Below are 16,571 nucleotides of genomic sequence, written 5' to 3' on the forward strand. Positions count from 1 at the left end.
CATGCCGGGCCTGCAACGCGAGCCATCTCTTGCGCTGGCGGAGTTCGGCGGCGCGGAACCCCAGCCGGGCGGCCAGGTCGCTGCTCTCTGGCGCTACCCGGTGAGCTCGATGGCGGGCGAGCGTCTTGATGTCGCTCCCGTGCAGTACTCCGGCGTCATCGGAGACCGGATCTGGGGCGTCGTCGATGCCTCCAGCGAGCGGATCGCGTCTCCCGGCCGGGAGAAGAACTTCATCAGAGTGCCCCATGGCCATGCCCGGTTCCGCGGGACCGGCGTCGAGGTGTCCGTCGACGGACGCGACTGGGCCGCGCCGGATGACGCGCGCGTACTCGACGAGTTATCCGCCCTCTTCGGCTTCCCGGCGAGCCTGCGCCCGTTCCAGCCGGCAGGCGAGGCGGGGTTCCGGCCTCGCTACGAACATGCGCCCATCCACCTGATCACGACGGCAGCGATGCGCACGCTGCAGCGGGCGCTGCCCAAGAGCGTCATCGACGAGCGTCGTTTCCGTCCCAACATCCTCGTGGAACTCCCCGACGGGCCAGAACCCATTCCGGAGAACGGCTGGATCGGCCGCGAAATCCGCATCGGCGATCTCGTGCTTAGAGGACGAGAGCCCTGTGGGCGCTGCGGCTTCATCACGATCGAGCAGGATGGCTTGCCGCTCGATGTCGAGGTGCTCCGCACCATCGTCAGGCAGCACAGCCGCAATTTCGGGGTCTATTGCGATGTCATCTCGCCCGGCGAGATCCGGACCGACGATGCGCTCGCGATCGGCGGTCGCGACGCCTGAACCACGCCCCGCCGAAGCGGGGTATCTTCGACAAGGGAACCAAGCATGAGCCGCATCGTCATCATTGGCGCGGGCGTCGTCGGATTGTCCGTAGCGCGCGCCGCCCTCAAGCGCGGCCATCAGGTCACCATCCTCGAACAGGGGACGGCGCCGAACCCGCAGGCCGCCTCCTTCGATCTGCACCGCATGATCCGCTACCCCTACGGTTCGGCGCAGGGCTATACGCGCATGGTCACGCAGGCCTTCGGCGCCTGGGACCGGGTCTGGGCCGATCTCGGCACGACGCATTTCGAGAATACCGGCGCGATTGCGATCTCGCTGGAAGCTGGCGACTACGCGCAGAAGACGCTCGACAGCTTCAAGGCGGTCGGACAGCCCCATGAGGTGCTGTCGCGCGACGGCGTCGAAAAGCTCTGCCCGCATCTGACCTTGCCAGAAGGGGCCTGGGGGCTGGTCTCCTTTCCGGGCGGCCCGCTCTTTGCCAGCCGCATCGTCACCGAACTCGCGCAATGGGTCCGCGACCATGGCGGCGTGATCGAGCATGATTGCCGGGTCGCTCATGTCGATCTCGAAGCCGGCATCGCGACGCGCGCCGATGGTTCGCAGGTCGAGGGTGACCTTCTGCTAGTCGCGGCCGGTGCCTGGCTGCCGGGACTGATGCCGGACCGCTTCGGCGATGCCAGCGTCTACCGGCAGGGGCTTTGTTATGTCGAGCCACCTGCCCAATACGAGCAGTCATGGCGCGATGCGCCAGCGATCGCCTGCATCGGCGACCATACCGGTTACACGCTGCCCGACCGCCGTGGGGCGGGCCTCAAGATCGGCTACTCCGCCCATCGTCGGCTGGCGCGGCCGGAGGTGGATGGCTTCGGCTCGGACCTCGACAGCGAGAGCAGCGCCATTCTCGGCGCCTTCAAGCCGTATTTTCGTGATTTCGAGGCGTATCGGCCGACCCGCATTCAGGTCGGCTATTACGTGCTCGACGCCTCGCGCCGCTTCAAGGTCGAGCAGGCCGGGCGCGGCCTCGTCGTCACCAATTGCGATGGCCAGATGTTCAAGTTCGGCCCGCTGCTCGGCGAGCGGATCATCGGCATGTTCGCAGGCGAGGAAAGCGCCGCCGATCTGGCGCATTGGGCCGCTGGATATTGATCGTATTGGAAACACAGCCCTCGTCCTGAGGAGCGCCGCAGGCGCGTCTCGAAGGATGGTTCCAGCGTGTTCAGGCCAGATGCCGCCGTGGACTATGTCGTCATCCTGGCCGGAGCGAAGCGGAGTGCCGGGATCCATCGTAGCGTGCAGTGACCTCCGATGGATCCCGGATCTGCGCGGCTACGCCGCTTGTCCAGGATGACGTGCAGGACTTCGTGACGACATCCGAATCCAAGGCCTGCCCGCGATCTCAGCCGCTCGCAGCCCCCACACCGGGCACCTGCGGATAATCGCGACGGACATTTCCGAATGCCGTGGCGACATCAGGCTTCCGACCTCCCGACATCTGGCGCATCGCCGCAAAAATCTTGGTCTTGGTGAAGAAGCGCCAATGCACGGGCAGGGCGGCGAGAATGCCCGTCAGTTCGGCATAGTTTTCGGCATCCCAGACGCGCTCGAACGCGTCGCGCTCCGGTCCGAAATGGAAATGCGTGCCATGCGCGAGCGTGGCCAACTCCGCCCGGCGCGCAAGCGTCGCGGCCATATCGACAGCGCCATCCTCGATCACGACACCGTACAGGGATGCCGCGCCCTCTGCGCTGACATAGCCGCGCGCGACATCGAGCAGCACCCGTTCGGGTTCGCGCTCGAGGGGCGAGCCGCGCCCTCCGCCGCCCGGTGAGTGGATGTGGATGACGTCGCCGGGCTCGGCGATGGCGATGTCGATATTGCCGAGAACGCGCTCGTTTGCCGCGCCGGGATTGATGATGAAGTTCGACGGTTCCGAAGAGCGCCCGCCGAGCGTTCCCCAGGGGCGGAAGCGCGAGCGGTCCCGGTTGCGCACGGTGATGCGGGTGTTGGGCGCGAAGACCTTGAACTCCATGACGGTGGCGAGCCCGCCGCGCCAGCGCCCGGCGCCGCCCGAATCCGGCAGGAGCCCGTAGCGCACGAACTGGATGGGTACCTCGGTCTCGGTGATCTCGATTGGCGTGTTCTTCAGATATGCGCTGTCAGCGCCCGAGCCGTTGGGGCCGTCGCGATGGGGCATGCCGCCGCCGCCGCCGACGACCGGATTGATCGCCGCGATGACGCTGCGATGCGTGCGCTCGTCGGTCGTCATCACATTGACGATGGAGCTCGATCCGGCGGGAGCCGCCGGCATGCGGCCGGGGATGGCCAAGCTGAAGGCGCCGAAGATCAGACTCCGCAGTCGCGCGCAGGTCAGGCTGCGCATCCCCACGGCGGCCGGAAAGACCGGGTTCAGCACGGTGCCTTCGGGCGCGATGCAGGTGAATGGCCGCGTCAGGCCTGAGTTCAGCAGCAGCTGCGGGTTCAGCGTGTAGAGCACGTAATAGACGCCCACGAGCAGCAGCGTGTGGCGCGGGTCGCTCCCGGTTGGCACGTTCAGCGAGGAGGTCAGCTGCGGGTCGGAGCCGGTGAAGTCGAGGATCGCCTCGTCGCCCGCTATCGTCAGTTTGATAGCGAGGCGACAGGGATTGCCGTCGACGCCGTCCTCGTCGGCATAGTCGGAGAAGACGTAGTCGCCATCGGGGATCGAGCGCAGGATATCGCGCGCCTGATGCTCGGCATAATCCATCAGGCCGTCGAGACCATCAACGAAACCCTGGGCGCCGAATTTCCGGATCATAGCCTGGATCTTGCGTTCGCCGGTGTTGAGCGCGCCAGCCAGCGCCTTGAGGTCGCCCATGTTCAATTGCGGCTTGCGGACATTCATCATCATGATCCGCAGGATCTTCTCGTCGAAGACGCCATCGCGCATCAGGGTCATCGGCGGGAAGCGGATGCCCTCCTGATGGATCTCGGTCAGCGAGCGCGACAGCGAGGCGGGCACCGCGCCGCCCATATCGGTATTGTGGACATGCCCGCCGACGAAGCAGACGATCTCGCCTTCGTGGAAGATCGGCTTCCAGAGATGCGTGTCGGGCGCGTGGGTCGCGAGATAGCCGCTATAGGGATCGTTGGTGAAGGCGATGTCGCCGGGCCGGTATTCGTCGACGAGGTCGATCGCCCGGTTGTAGTTCATGCCGGGATACCAGGTCGCGCCAAGGTCCATCGGCACGGCGACGACGCGGCCGGTGCGGTCCATCACCATCACCGTGAAATCCTCCGTCTCCTTGACGAAGGTCGAATGGGCCGTGCGGTAGAGCGTGTAGGCCATGTTCTCGGCGGCGGCGCGGCAATGGTTCGCGAGAACCTGCAGGGTGACCTTGTCGACCATGATCAGGCGTCCGTCTGCAAGGTGAGGTGAAGGTTGAGGCTGGCATCGACATGGCCGTCGAAGCCCGCGGGGATGCAGATGGTCGTGTCGTCCTGCGCAACAACGGCTGGACCGGCGAAGCGGTGGCCGGGCTGCAGGATTTCGCGGTGATAGAGCGCGACCTCGCGGCTGGCGCCATCGAGCCAGACGGTGATCATCTTTTCCGGCTCGAGTGGTGACGTTGCCTGCGGCGTCAATGTCAGAACCGGGCGGGCCGTCGCTCCGGCGACCACGAGCCTGAGATTGACGATCTGCACCTCCGCCGCGTCGTCGTTGAAATCGTAGATGGCGAGGTGCTGGCGGTGGAAGGCGTCGTTCAAGGCGGCGACATCGCGTTGCGTGATCCAGGCTTCGGACAGCGGCACCTCGATCTCGAAGGACTGGCCGTGATAGCGCATATCGGCCGAGAGGCTTTCGATGACGTTGCCCGCAAAGCCCTGCTCACCCCTGATCCAGGCCTCGCCATCGGCCTTGAGGCGGGCCAGTGCTGCGTTCAGCAGGGGCATCGAGGCCGGTTCAGACGCCGCGAAGATCGTCTGGATGAAGTCGCCCTTAACATCGGCGATCAGACCGCCCAGCGCGCTGACCACGCCCGGCCTTGGTGGCACCATGATGCGGGGGATGCCGAGTTCGCGCGCCAGAAAACAGCCGAGCATCGGCCCGGCGCCGCCGAAGGGCATCAGCGTGAATTCGCGCAGATCGACGCCGAAGCGGGCGACGAGCTTGTTGACCTCGACGAACATCTCGGAGACCGCGACCTCGATGATTGCTTCGGCCGTGGCCTGCAAGGGATGGTCGAGCCGTGCGGCGAGTTCGCCGATGACGGCCTCGGCGCGCTCGCGCTGCATGCCGATCTGGTTGTAGGCGATCGGCGCATGGCCGAGGAAGCCGCAGGCTGCCATCGCATCGGTGATGGTGGCGCGGGCTCCGCCGCGCCCGTAGCAGGCCGGTCCCGGCGTCGAGCCCGCGCTTTCCGGCCCGACCTTCAGCACCCCGAACTCGTCGACCCAGGCGATCGAACCGCCGCCGCTGCCGATCGAGGTGACGGAGACACTGGGCACGAAGAGCGGGAAATCGCCGATAACCTCGCCGGTGCCGAATTGCGGCTTGCCATCGATGATCAAGGCGAGGTCGGCGCTGGTGCCGCCGATATCCAGCGTCAGCACATTGGCGACATCGGCCTGCTCGGCGAGATAGGCCGCGCCGATGACGCCGGACGCGGTGCCCGAGAGCAGCATGCTGACGCAGGACGTCTTGCCGGCCTCGACATTCATGATGCCGCCATTGGACTTGGTCAGCATCGGCGCAGCCGGCACGCCGCGCGAGGCAAGCGCGGCTTCGAGCGAGGCCAGATAGCCCGCGACGCGTGGATGGACATAGCCGTTCAGGATCGCGGTGGTGGTGCGCTCATATTCGCGGATCACCGGCCAGACCGCGCTGGAAGCGAAGACGAAGAGATCGGGTGCCAGAGCCTCGATCTGCGCCTTGGCCTGCGCTTCATGGGCGGGGTTGCGATAGGAATGCAGGAAGGACAGGATGATGCCGTCCGCGCCCTTCGCGCGGATGCGCACCACCGCTTCTGCAAGCGCCTCGGCGTCGAGTTCCCTGGCGACCGCGCCGCTCGACAGCATGCGCTCGGGCACGCCGAAGATCATGTCGCGCGGGATCAGCTGTTCGGGGCGGGCGCAGAACAGCGAGTACATTTCCGGCATGCGCAGGCGTGCCAGCTCGATGACGTCCTCGAAGCCCGCCGTCGTGATCAGGGCGAGTCGGCTGCCCTTGCGCTGGATGATCGTGTTGATGCCGACGGTGGTGCCGTGGACGAAGGACGTGACCTCGGCCGGCGCGATGCCGTGACGTTCCTGCAGGAGCGTCAACCCGTCGAGAAGCTCCTTCCCGGGCTCGTCGGGGGTCGTCAGCACCTTGATCGTCTCGAGCCGGTTGGTTCCGGTTTCGAGCGCGCAAAAATCGATGAAGGTGCCTCCGATATCGACACCAATACGCCAGCTCATGGTTCAACCGTCCAGCAGGAGAGGGCGGCAGTGTCGGGCGGGGTAGCCGCGCCGTCCAAGATCAAAAGCCCGCAATGCCATAAGAGAGGCTTATGCGATCAATCTTCCGGCTGCTCCAGCCCGAGCCTCTTGCAGGCCGTGCGGATGTGACTGCGCAGCAGTTCGTGGTTGCGCGAGAGCGGCCGCCGCGCACTCGTCAGCAGGCAGAGCGGCAACGCAACGCGCGGCAGGAAGGGGCGCGTCACCAGGCCGGGGAAGCTGTGCCAGGGCAGCAGCCCGTCGACGATCGCGATGCCCAGCCCTTGCTGCACGAAGGCAAGCGCGATGATCGAGACGTCGATCTCCATTTCCGGCTGGAACGCGACGCCTTCGTGGCCCAGCGCCTCCCGCAGCAACTGCCCGGGCAGGGATTCCGAGCGGTAGGAAATCAGCGTCTCACCGGTGAGGTCGGCGGGCCGGATCGCCTCGCGCTCGGCCAGCAGATGTTCGGCCGGCAGCACGCAGATGATCCGGGTATGCCCGATGATCTCGGTGTCGATCAACGGAAAGGCCTGGTCGGTCATGGCGATGCCGAGCCCGGCCTGACCGCGGTCGAGCATGGAGATGATCACCTCGGCGGGCACGACATAGGACAGGATGCGGATATCGGCATGGGCCGCGCGGAAATGGCGCAGCGCTTCCGGCACCAGCGAGAGCGAAGGCGGCGCGGAAGCCGCCAGACGCACCACGCCGGATTTGCCCTGCCGCAAGCTGGCGGCGCGCTGCCGCAGCCCTTCGAGATCGCTGAACAGCCGGTCGACCTCGGGAAAGAGCTCTTCGGCTTCGGGCGTCGGGATCAGCCGTCCCTTGACCCGCAGGAAGAGCTTGAAGCCGAGTTCATCCTCGGTATGCAGCAGGATCTGGCTCAGCGCCGGCTGCGAGACGTTGAGCGCCTCCGCGGCGCTGGTGATCGTGCCGCAACGCATCACCATGCGGAAGACTTCGAGTTGCCGCGCACGCATCAGCTCTGTCCCATAATTGATGCTTATAGCATGCACGGCTTATGGGATTGGATAAAGCTCCTGCATATGGGGCGCGGCCGTCAGACCGCGCCGATCGTTCGATCTCGTCCGGACCCGGCCTTCAATGGGCGCCGGCGCTGACGAAATTGCGCAGTTCCGGCGTCTGCGGATTGGCGAAGAGTTCCTTGGAGGGGCCGCTTTCCCAGATCTTGCCCTGATGCATGAAGATGGTGGTGCTGGCGACGTTGCGGGCGAAGTTCATCTCATGGGTCACGAGCAGCATGGTCATGCCGTCCTTGGCGAGCTTTTCCATGACCAGCAGCACCTCGCCCGTCAGCTCGGGATCGAGCGCGGAGGTGACCTCGTCGAACAGCATCACCTTGGGCCGCATGGCCAGCGAGCGCGCAATGGCGACGCGCTGCTGCTGCCCGCCCGAAAGGTTGTCGGGATAGCTGTCGAACTTCTCGGACAGGCCGACCTGGGCCAGCACTTCGCGCGCCAGCGTCTCGGCCTGCGCGGTCGGCACATTCTGCGTGATGCGCGGCGAGAGCATGATGTTCTGTCCCACCGTCAGATGCGGGAACAGATTGTAGCTCTGGAAGACGATGCCGACATCCTTGCGCAGCTCGCGCAGATGTTTGGGGTCCTGGTCGAGCTTGTGACCGGCGACCTCGATCCGCCCCGCATGGAAGGCTTCGAGCCCGTTGATGCAGCGCAGAAGAGTGCTCTTGCCCGAGCCGCTGCGCCCGATCAGGGCGACGACTTGGCCGGATTCCACCGTGAGGGAGACGCCTTTCAGCACCTCCAGCTGGCCAAAGCGCTTGTGGACGTCTTCAATGAGAACGGCTGGCATTCATCACCTTTTCGAGATGGCGGCTGAGCCGGGACAGGGGGAAGCAGATCGCGAAATAGATCGCTCCCACCAGGGTGAAAATCTGGAAGGCCTGATAGGTCGCGTTATTGACCAGCATGCCGGCGCGCATCAGGTCGACGAAGCCGACGACCTGGACGATCGAGGTGTTCTTCACGAGCTGCACCAGGAAGCCGACGGTCGGCGGCAGCGAGATTCGGATCGCCTGCGGCAGGATGATGTAGCGGTATTGCTGGGTGGTGGTCAGCGCCAGCGAGGCCGAGGCCTCCCATTGCTGGCGCGGCACGGATTCGATCGATCCGCGCCAGATCTCGGCGAGATAGGCGGAGACGTAGATCGAGAGCGAGGCCGACGCGGCGAAGAAGGGCGGCAGTTCGATGCCGATGGCCGAGAGCCCGTAATAGCTCATGAACAGAACCATGAGCACCGGGATCGATTGGATAACCAGGATATAGCCGGCGGCGAAGCGGCGCAGCGCCTTGACCCGCGACAGGCGCATGATCGCGAAAATGCCGCCGATGATGCTGCCAATGAAGAATGCGATCGCCGTGAGCGCCAGTGTCCAGCTCGCGGCACGCAGGATGAAATAGGCCTCGGGCCAACCGAAGGTCTGCATCAGGCGGCCTCCCCATGCGCTTCGGTGAGGCGGGCAAGGCCCGAGACCTGCGGGAAGAGCTTCCGGCCGAGCCAGTTCAGGAAGAGTTTCAGCGAGAGCGCCAGCACGAGGTAGATGATGGTGACGATGATATAGGTCTCGAAGCTGCGGAAGGTGTCCTGCTCGATGATCGCGGCCGTGCCGGAAAGCTCCTGCACCGAGACGAAGGAGCAGATACTGGACGCCAGCATCATCAGCACGAACTGGCTCGACAGCGCCGGCCAGACGCGAGCGAAGGCCGGCTGCAGGATGACATATTGGAGAACCTGGCGCTTGGTCATCGCCAGCGCCATGCCGGCCTCGACCTGCGATTTGTGGATCGAGTCGACGCCCGCACGGATGATCTCGGTCGCATACGCCGCCAGGTTGAGCGTCATCGCCAACAGGGAGGCTTCAAGGCCGTTCATGCGGATGCCGATCTGCGGCAGACCGAAGAAGATCATGAAAAGCTGCACCAGGAAGGGCGTGTTGCGCATCAGCTCGACATAGGCGTCGACGATGTAGCCGGCCCAGCTGCCCGCGAGGCTTCGCAGCGCGGTCATCAGCGTCGCGAGGACGAGACCGAGGCCGATCGCGACGAAGGACAACAGAATTGTCAGCATGACCCCGTTCAGGATCATCGGCCATCTGGAAATGACGTCTTGGAAGAGCAATGGCGGGCTCCTTCGGCCTTGGAGGTCGAGGGCCGGCGCACTGGATCGCGCGCCGGCTCGTCTATGGGGTCAGTCTGGAGCGTGACGATTTATGTGGAAGCGCGTCGTCATCCTGGGCGACCGGAGGTCGGCCCGGGATCCATCATAGGGTTCAGTTCCCTACGGTGGATCCCGGATCTGCGCCGCTGCGCGGCTAGTCCAGGATGACGGCGGAGCGCGTTTCAGACCATCGCCGCCCAACAACTCAGATCAGAAGGTCGGGAGCGTCGGAAGCGGGCCGCCGACCCACTTCTGCGAGATCGCGTCGAGCTCGCCGTTCTGCTTGACGTAGTAGATGAAGTTGTTGAGCCACTGGCGCAGTTCGTAAGCGTCCTTGCGCATGGTCATCGAGTTGGGCTGCATGCCGAAGACGAATTTGAGTTCCGTCTCGGTCTCGCCGCGTGCCTTCATCGCGGCGTTGGCCTGGGCGTCCGGGCCCGCGATGGCCTCGACCTGGCCGGAGAACAGCGCCTGCATGGTGGTGGCGTCGTCCTCGAAGCGCAGGATGGTGAGGTTCAGCTCCTTCTCGCGGCTGGTGAATTCGCGCTCGACGCTCGAGCCGCGGTTGACGCCGACCTTCTTGCCCTTGAGGTCGTCCCAGGTTTTGATCGCGACGTTCTTCTTGGCGTAGATGCCGGTCTGGAATGCGCTGTAGGGGATCGAGAACATCACCGCCTTGGCGCGCTCAGGGGTAGGGGCGAGCGTGGCGACGAGGAAGTCGACCTTGTTGGCCTCCAGGGCCGGGATACGGGCCGGCGGGGTCAGCTGCACCATCTCGACCTTGACGCCGAGATATTTGCCGATCAGGGCGATGACGTCGGCATCATAGCCGATCGCATTGCCCTGCGAGTCGACCGAGCCATAGGGCGGGGCGCCGATCAGCACGCCGATCTTGACCGAGCCGCGCTTGATGATGTCGGTGATCGACTGGGCCGAGGCTTGGCTGGCGGCCAGCATGCCGGCGCCCAGCGCCAGCAATGTGCCGGCGATCTTGAGATGTTTCAGAATGCTCACTTGTCGTCTCCTTGCTTCGCGGATCGTCCACGTTTCGTTGCCCGGCTTCGTTTGGCCGGTTGATCGGAAAACTTAAGCTGTAGCGCGCCCTTCCTTGACGACATTGACGAGCTTGCCGCCGTCGAAGCGCAGTTTGATGTTGTCAGCGATCGTCTGCTGGCGCCGGCGAATGGTTCCGCTGGTCCAGCCCGACATATGCGGGGTCATTAAAACGTTTGAAAGCTCGTGAAAAGGCAATTTCGCGGGCAACGTATCCGGCTCGGCCGCGCTCGGATACTGATACCATGTGTCAATGATCGCGCCGCCGATCTGCTTGGCCTTGAGGGCCTCGAACAGCGCCGTTTCATCGATCGTCGGGCCGCGCCCGACATTGACGATGACGGCGTCCGGCTTCATCGCGGAGAAGGCCGCGGCGCCCACGATGCCCTTGGTCTCGTCGGTCAGCGGCACGGAAACGACGATGAAATCGGCCGAGCCCCAGAAATCCGACAAAGCGTCGAGCGTATAGCTGCGGTCGACCAGGGCGGAGGTCGGCACGGCGCTGCGATTGGCGACATGGACCTTCATCTCGAAGGCCTTGGCCCGGGCCGCGATGGCCTTGCCGATATGGCCGAAGCCGAGCAGGCCGATGGTCTTGCCCGCGATCTCGTCATGGACGCGGTCGGGCGAGCCGGCCCAATAGGCCCAATCGCCCTTGCGCAGGCGCTGGTCGGCATCGACCAGCGGCACATGGCGGGAAAGCAGCGCCGTCATCACATATTCCGCGATCGCCTGCTCATGGCCAAAGCAGTTGCAGACCGCAGCCGTTGGCGGCAGCAGGCCGAGATTGACCGCGTCATAGCCCGCGCCCGGCACGTGGAAGAGCTTGAGCTGCGAGGGGACCGGCAGGCTGGCATCGTATTTGACGCCGACGATCACGTCGGCTTCCGCATAGGCGCGCTGATCATCGGCCGCGGCGAGGTTGTCCGGCAGGATGCGGATCGTGGCCTGCGGGCCGACCAATTCGGCAAAGCCGTTGCTGAAGGAGGCGGCATTCTCGCCGTGGAAGATGATGCGCATGGGCTTGAACGTGCTTCTTGAGGTTCAGGCGCCGAGCAGGGGCTCGACGCTGCAATCCAGGAGGGAAGGGTCGATTTGGGCTTCCATCTCGTCGAACATGCCGTCGACGAAATCGATCAGGGCGTCCGATGCCGCGACGGCTCTATCGACATGACAGGTCGCGATGCCGTTGAGCACGGCGAGATGGTGGTCGATCGTGCCATCGAGGCTGTGATGGCCGGGCATATGGCTGTGATAGATGAAGCCGATGCGCCGGAAGATCGTGTGCAGCGGCCGCAGCGTATGCTCCAGGAAGGGCTCGCCGGCCGCAGCCAGGATCATCTGGTCGATGCGGCGGTCGAGCGTGTTGAATTCGGCCAGCGTCAGCCCATCGCGCCGGTCGCGCAGCAGCCGGACCATGTGCAGAAGCTGGTTGCGATGTGTCGGGCCCGCCCGTTCGGCCGCCAAGCGCACGACGAAGCGCTCGAGATCGCTGCGCAGCCGGAGCAGGACCCGTTCGCGGGCCAGGTCGATCGGCGCGATCTGCAGTCCATGGCGCGGGCGGATGATGATGAGCGTGTCGGCCGCCAGACGGTTGACCGCATGATGCACCGGCGTGCGGCCGAAGCCGGTCATGTCCTGAAGGTCCTGCATGGTGAGCAGGCGGCCCGGCCGTAGCGCGCAATCGATCAGCATCGCCTCGATGCGCTCATAGGCGAGTTCGAAGAAATTCAGTCGGTTGCGACGCGGTTGCGTCTCCATCGCACTGACTTCGACGAGCTTGGGGTGGCCTTTGCGCGGCGGCATTCCAGCGTTCCTCCTTGGCGAAGCTCTTGTCGGCCTGCCTTGATCGAGATAATAAACATATTGTGATATTTCACAAGCGCCCTTATGCTCTGGGTGTTCTGCCACGCATCGTATGCTGGCTTGATCTGATTGCACAACAAACCAAGCGATCCGTGGCCTGAAAGCCAACGAGGCCGCGTTCTGCCAGGGAGGCAGGCTTTGAAAATCACCGCGATCGAGACGCTGCGGACGGAAGAGTTCGCCAATGTCCTGTGGGTCAGGGTTCATACCGATGCCGGCGTGATCGGCCTCGGCGAGACCTTCTACGGTGCGGGCGCCGTGGAGGCCCATCTGCACGATACGCTGGCGATGCGCCTGCTCGGCAAGAACCCTCTTCATATCGAGGCGCTGCACAAGGAAATGTCGAACCTGCCGATGGCGCAGGCCTCGACAGGCGCCGAATCCCGCGCCACTTCGGCCGTCGACATCGCGCTCTGGGATATCTTCGGCAAGGTCTGCAAGCAGCCGGTCCACCAGATGCTCGGCGGCCTGTGCCGCGACAAGCAGCGCATCTACAACACCTGTGCTGGCTACAATTATGTCCGCTCCCAGAACATCAAGCCGGTCTCGACTTGGAACCTCGGCGCGACGGAAGGTCCTTATGAGGATCTCGACGGCTTCATGAACCGCGCCGACGCCGTCGCCGAAAGCCTGCTGGAAAGCGGCATCACGGCGATGAAGATCTGGCCGTTCGATCCGGCCGCGATCGAGAACCAGGGCCTCTACATCACGCCTGCGCAGATGAGGAAGGCGGTTGAGCCTTTCGAGAAGATCCGCAAGGCCGTCGGCGACAAGATCGAGATCATGGTCGAGTTCCACTCGCTCTGGAACCTGCCGACTGCGATCAAGATCGCCCGCGAGCTCGAGCAGTACAGCCCGACCTGGTATGAGGATCCGATCCGGATGAACTCACCGCAGGCGCTTGCCGAATATGCGCGCTCGACGACGGTCTCCGTCTGCGCCAGCGAAACGCTGGGTTCGCGCTTCCCCTACAAGGAGATGCTCGACCGCGACGCGATGCACATCGTCATGGCCGACCTGTGCTGGACCGGCGGCCTGACAGAGGGCCGCAAGATCGCGGCGATGGCCGAGACCTATCACCGCCCCTTCGCACCGCATGACTGCATCGGCCCGGTCGGCTTCATCGCCGCAATCCACGCCTCCTTCAGCCAGCCCAACACGCTGATCCAGGAATCCGTGCGCGCCTTCTACTCCGGCTGGTACAACGAACTCGTCACCACGATGCCGGTGATCAAGGACGGCTATGTCCTGCCGATGGAAGGCGTCGGCCTCGGCGTCGAACTCCTGCCTGCCGTTTTCGAGCGTTCGGACCTCTCCGTCCGCCGTTCCAGCCTGTGAGTGTGGCCACGATGAGCAATCCCTTGTTCGATCTTACCGGCAAGACAGCGCTGGTCACCGGCTCTTCACGCGGGCTGGGCCGCGCCATGGCGGAGGGGCTGGCGGTTGCCGGCGCCCGCATCCTGATCAACGGCACCGATCCGGCGCGCGTCGCCGAGACGGTCGCGGAGTTCCGCGCCGCCGGCCATGCGGCGGATGCTGCCGCCTTCAACGTGACGGCCGAGGATGAGATCCTGCGCGCCTTCGAGGGCTTCGATGCGGCTGGCATCGCTGTGGACATCCTCGTCAACAATGCCGGCATCCAGTTTCGCAAGCCGATGGTCGAACTCGCCACGGCCGACTGGCAGCGCGTGATCGACACCAACCTGACCAGCGCCTTCATGATCGGCCGTGAGGCGGCCAAGCGCATGATCGCCAGACAATCGGGCAAGATCATCAATATCGGCTCGCTGACCAGCGAGCTCGCCCGTGCGACGGTTGCGCCCTACACGGTCGCCAAGGGCGGCATCAAGATGCTGACCCGCGCCATGGCGGCGGAATGGGCCGAGCATGGCATCCAGGCCAATGCGATCGGGCCGGGCTACATGATCACCGACATGAACCAGGCGCTGATCGACAACCCGACCTTCGATGCCTGGGTCAAGGGCCGCACGCCGGCCAAGCGCTGGGGCAAGCCCGGCGAATTGGTCGGCACGGCCGTCTTCCTGGCCTCGTCCGCCTCGGATTATGTCAACGGCCAGATCATCTATGTCGATGGCGGGATGCTGGCCGTCCTGTAGCGCGCGCAGGCTGCATGGAGTGCGCTGCGCGATAGCAAGCAAAGCCCGAATTCGGATAGAACGGCGAGCCGGCGGCTCGCCGGCGCCGGAGACGAGACATGACGACCGTCCGCCTGGACGCGCTGGATCGCAAGATCATCGCGGAACTTCAGATCAACTCGCGTCTGACGATCCAGGAGCTTGCCTCGAAAATCGGTCTGTCGGCCTCGCCCTGCGCGCGGCGGGTCCGCATTCTCGAAGAGACCGGCGTGATCAAGGGCTATGCGGCGATCATCGACCAGACCAAGGTCGGCCTTCCCATCAGCGTCTTCGCCTCGGTCAAGCTGGAGCGCCAGCGCGAGGAGGAGCTCGATCGCTTCGCGCAGGCGGTGGCGCGCTGGCCCGAAGTCGTCGACTGCTACCTGATGACCGGACAGCGCGACTATCTGATGCGCATCGTCGTGCAGGATCTGGAAGCCTATGAGCGCTTCCTGAAGGAGAAGCTGACCCGGCTCGATGGCGTCGCCTCGATCGAATCGAGCTTCGCGCTCGGCCAGGTGAAGCGATCGAGCGCGCTGCCGATCGGCGCGGCCCTATCCGCCGAACCGACCGGGCGCTCGACTTGAAACTCCACCGCAGCGGCCCGAACGAACGGGCCGCTGCGGTGGTTTTTGTCCTCAGGCCGCGGCGTAGCCGACGGTACCCTTGATCTCCAGGAACTCCTCGAGGCCGAAATCGGCGTATTCGCGGCCGTTGCCGGACTGCTTGTAGCCGCCGAAGGGCGCGCCGGCGTCCCAGGCGGGATAGTTGATGTAGACATTGCCGCTGCGCATCTGCGCCGCGACCTTGCGGGCGCGCTCGAGCGAGCCGGACTGGACATAGGATGCCAGGCCATAGGGGGTGTCGTTGGCGCGCTGCACGACTTCGTCGTCGCTCTGATAGGGTAGGATCGACAGCACCGGCCCGAAGATTTCCTCGCGCGCGATCGTCATGTCGTCGGTGACGTTGCCGAAGATCGTCGGGCGGACATAATAGCCGCGATTGAGACCCTCCGGACGGCCCGAGCCGCCGGTGACGAGGTCGGCGCCTTCCTTGATGCCGGCTTCGATCAGCTTCTGGATCTTGTTGTACTGGGTCTCGCTGACGACCGGGCCGAGGAAAGTGTCGTTCGAGGCGGGTGCACCGACCTTGAGCGGCTCGGCAACGGCTTTGGCGATGGCGACTGCTTTGTCATGCAAGGCGGCCGGCACGAACATCCGGGTCGGCGCGTTGCAGGACTGACCGGAGTTGCGCATCACGCTCTCGACGCCGAGCTTCACCGCCCTGTTCAGGTCGGCATCATCCAGGATGATGTTGGCCGACTTGCCGCCGAGCTCCTGATGCACGCGCTTGACCGTGTCGGCCGCAGCCTTCGCGACGAGGATGCCGGCGCGGGTCGAGCCGGTGAAGGAGACCATGTCGACGCCAGGATGGCGCGAGATCGCCTCGCCGACGGTCGGCCCGTCGCCGTTGACGAGGTTGAACACGCCCTTGGGAATGCCGGCCTCATGCACGATCTCGGCGAAGATGATCGCATTGAGCGGCGCGATCTCGGAAGGCTTCAGGACCATGGTGCAGCCGGCGGCGAGCGCAGGCGCGACCTTGCACATGATCTGGTTCATCGGCCAGTTCCAGGGCGTGATCATGCCGACGACGCCGATCGGCTCCTTGGCGATCAGCGTGGTGCCGCGCAGCTCCTCGAACTCGAAATTCTCCAGCGTCTCGATCATCTTGGCGAGATGCCCGGTGCCCATCGCGGCCTGAGCCTTGTGGGCGAGTTCGATGGGGGCGCCCATTTCGCGCGACAGTGTCTCGGCGATATCGGCATAGCGCGTCTTGTAGACCTCGAGCAGGCGGCGCATCAGCGCCAGGCGCTCCTGCTTCGATGTCGCGGCGAAAGCCGGGAAGGCGGCGCGCGCTGCTGCCACGGCCTTGTCGACATCGGCCTCGTTGCCGAGGGCGATGGCGCCGATGGCCTCTTCCGTCGAAGGATCGATCACGTCGAGCGTCTTGGAGCCGGAAGGCTGGACCCACTGGCCATCGATGTAGAATTGCAGATTATGCGACAT

At 64.8% G+C, this 16,571-nt stretch carries 15 protein-coding genes; 5 read left to right on the forward strand and 10 right to left on the reverse strand.

Annotation, left to right across the window (positions count from 1 at the left end; all coding sequences use genetic code 11):
* The first annotated feature begins 1 nt into the window (after position 1).
* Both C4S73_RS00400 and C4S73_RS00405 read left to right on the forward strand, forming a co-directional pair.
* The gene (locus C4S73_RS00400) at positions 2-790 is read left to right on the forward strand and encodes an MOSC domain-containing protein (protein ID WP_103870506.1); all 789 of its coding nucleotides are present in this window, start codon (positions 2-4) and stop codon (positions 788-790) included.
* A gap of 45 nt (positions 791-835) precedes the next feature.
* Positions 836-1,939 (forward strand): NAD(P)/FAD-dependent oxidoreductase, encoded by a 1,104-nt coding sequence (locus C4S73_RS00405; protein ID WP_103870507.1) that lies wholly within the window; start codon positions 836-838, stop codon positions 1,937-1,939.
* Positions 1,940-2,189: 250 nt separating this feature from the next.
* Here C4S73_RS00405 and C4S73_RS00410 read toward each other — a convergent pair whose 3' ends face one another.
* From C4S73_RS00410 to C4S73_RS00450, 9 genes are all read right to left on the reverse strand, one after another.
* Positions 2,190-4,178, reverse strand: coding sequence for a hydantoinase B/oxoprolinase family protein (locus C4S73_RS00410; protein WP_103870508.1), 1,989 nt, complete (start codon positions 4,176-4,178; stop codon positions 2,190-2,192).
* 2 nt (positions 4,179-4,180) lie between these two features.
* Positions 4,181-6,229, reverse strand: a complete 2,049-nt coding sequence (locus tag C4S73_RS00415; protein WP_103870509.1) for a hydantoinase/oxoprolinase family protein — start codon at positions 6,227-6,229, stop codon at positions 4,181-4,183.
* Between the two features lie 98 nt (positions 6,230-6,327).
* Positions 6,328-7,230: a LysR family transcriptional regulator gene (locus tag C4S73_RS00420; protein ID WP_103870510.1), complete on the reverse strand. Its 903-nt coding sequence runs from the start codon at positions 7,228-7,230 to the stop codon at positions 6,328-6,330.
* Positions 7,231-7,351: 121 nt separating this feature from the next.
* Positions 7,352-8,083, reverse strand: a complete 732-nt coding sequence (locus tag C4S73_RS00425; RefSeq protein WP_103870511.1) for an amino acid ABC transporter ATP-binding protein — start codon at positions 8,081-8,083, stop codon at positions 7,352-7,354.
* Positions 8,064-8,717 carry an amino acid ABC transporter permease gene (locus C4S73_RS00430; RefSeq protein ID WP_103870512.1) on the reverse strand — a complete coding sequence of 218 codons (654 nt, stop codon included), beginning with the start codon at positions 8,715-8,717 and terminating at the stop codon, positions 8,064-8,066. Before C4S73_RS00430 ends, C4S73_RS00425 begins: the two co-directional genes overlap by 20 nt.
* Positions 8,717-9,376, reverse strand: coding sequence for an amino acid ABC transporter permease (locus tag C4S73_RS00435; protein WP_103870513.1), 660 nt, complete (start codon positions 9,374-9,376; stop codon positions 8,717-8,719). The genes C4S73_RS00430 and C4S73_RS00435 overlap by 1 nt, the downstream gene beginning before the upstream one ends.
* Positions 9,377-9,658: 282 nt before the next feature.
* Positions 9,659-10,462, reverse strand: a complete 804-nt coding sequence (locus tag C4S73_RS00440; protein ID WP_425290305.1) for a transporter substrate-binding domain-containing protein — start codon at positions 10,460-10,462, stop codon at positions 9,659-9,661.
* Between the two features lie 72 nt (positions 10,463-10,534).
* Complete coding sequence (locus C4S73_RS00445) at positions 10,535-11,521, reverse strand: 2-hydroxyacid dehydrogenase (protein ID WP_103870514.1); 987 nt, start codon at positions 11,519-11,521, stop codon at positions 10,535-10,537.
* 24 nt (positions 11,522-11,545) lie between these two features.
* Positions 11,546-12,307 carry a GntR family transcriptional regulator gene (locus C4S73_RS00450; RefSeq protein WP_103870515.1) on the reverse strand — a complete coding sequence of 254 codons (762 nt, stop codon included), beginning with the start codon at positions 12,305-12,307 and terminating at the stop codon, positions 11,546-11,548.
* Between the two features lie 198 nt (positions 12,308-12,505).
* Between C4S73_RS00450 and C4S73_RS00455 the strand changes: the two genes are divergently transcribed.
* The 3 genes from C4S73_RS00455 to C4S73_RS00465 all read left to right on the forward strand — a co-directional run bounded on the left by C4S73_RS00455 (position 12,506) and on the right by C4S73_RS00465 (position 15,089).
* Positions 12,506-13,705: a mandelate racemase/muconate lactonizing enzyme family protein gene (locus C4S73_RS00455; protein WP_103870516.1), complete on the forward strand. Its 1,200-nt coding sequence runs from the start codon at positions 12,506-12,508 to the stop codon at positions 13,703-13,705.
* An 11-nt stretch (positions 13,706-13,716) separates the two neighbouring features.
* Positions 13,717-14,484 (forward strand): SDR family oxidoreductase, encoded by a 768-nt coding sequence (locus C4S73_RS00460; RefSeq protein WP_103871201.1) that lies wholly within the window; start codon positions 13,717-13,719, stop codon positions 14,482-14,484.
* Between the two features lie 98 nt (positions 14,485-14,582).
* The gene (locus C4S73_RS00465; RefSeq protein ID WP_103870517.1) at positions 14,583-15,089 is read left to right on the forward strand and encodes an Lrp/AsnC family transcriptional regulator; all 507 of its coding nucleotides are present in this window, start codon (positions 14,583-14,585) and stop codon (positions 15,087-15,089) included.
* Between the two features lie 51 nt (positions 15,090-15,140).
* Here the strand turns inward: C4S73_RS00465 and C4S73_RS00470 are convergent, their stop codons facing one another.
* Positions 15,141-16,571, reverse strand: a complete 1,431-nt coding sequence (locus C4S73_RS00470; RefSeq protein ID WP_103870518.1) for an aldehyde dehydrogenase family protein — start codon at positions 16,569-16,571, stop codon at positions 15,141-15,143.

Source organism: Allobosea lathyri, assembly GCF_900108245.1.
GTDB classification, from domain to species: domain Bacteria; phylum Pseudomonadota; class Alphaproteobacteria; order Rhizobiales; family Beijerinckiaceae; genus Allobosea; species Allobosea lathyri.

What these genes read in the sequence shown, in the direction of transcription:
- C4S73_RS00400 (WP_103870506.1), top strand. Translation starts at nt 2, where the DNA reads ATGCCGGGCCTGCAACGCGAGCCATCTCTTGCGCTGGCGGAGTTCGGC.
- C4S73_RS00405 (WP_103870507.1), top strand. Translation starts at nt 836, where the DNA reads ATGAGCCGCATCGTCATCATTGGCGCGGGCGTCGTCGGATTGTCCGTA.
- C4S73_RS00410 (WP_103870508.1), bottom strand. Translation starts at nt 4,178, where the DNA reads ATGGTCGACAAGGTCACCCTGCAGGTTCTCGCGAACCATTGCCGCGCC.
- C4S73_RS00415 (WP_103870509.1), bottom strand. Translation starts at nt 6,229, where the DNA reads ATGAGCTGGCGTATTGGTGTCGATATCGGAGGCACCTTCATCGATTTT.
- C4S73_RS00420 (WP_103870510.1), bottom strand. Translation starts at nt 7,230, where the DNA reads ATGCGTGCGCGGCAACTCGAAGTCTTCCGCATGGTGATGCGTTGCGGC.
- C4S73_RS00425 (WP_103870511.1), bottom strand. Translation starts at nt 8,083, where the DNA reads ATGCCAGCCGTTCTCATTGAAGACGTCCACAAGCGCTTTGGCCAGCTG.
- C4S73_RS00430 (WP_103870512.1), bottom strand. Translation starts at nt 8,717, where the DNA reads ATGCAGACCTTCGGTTGGCCCGAGGCCTATTTCATCCTGCGTGCCGCG.
- C4S73_RS00435 (WP_103870513.1), bottom strand. Translation starts at nt 9,376, where the DNA reads ATGATCCTGAACGGGGTCATGCTGACAATTCTGTTGTCCTTCGTCGCG.
- C4S73_RS00445 (WP_103870514.1), bottom strand. Translation starts at nt 11,521, where the DNA reads ATGCGCATCATCTTCCACGGCGAGAATGCCGCCTCCTTCAGCAACGGC.
- C4S73_RS00450 (WP_103870515.1), bottom strand. Translation starts at nt 12,307, where the DNA reads ATGCCGCCGCGCAAAGGCCACCCCAAGCTCGTCGAAGTCAGTGCGATG.
- C4S73_RS00460 (WP_103871201.1), top strand. Translation starts at nt 13,717, where the DNA reads ATGAGCAATCCCTTGTTCGATCTTACCGGCAAGACAGCGCTGGTCACC.
- C4S73_RS00465 (WP_103870517.1), top strand. Translation starts at nt 14,583, where the DNA reads ATGACGACCGTCCGCCTGGACGCGCTGGATCGCAAGATCATCGCGGAA.
- C4S73_RS00470 (WP_103870518.1), bottom strand. Translation starts at nt 16,571, where the DNA reads ATGTCGCATAATCTGCAATTCTACATCGATGGCCAGTGGGTCCAGCCT.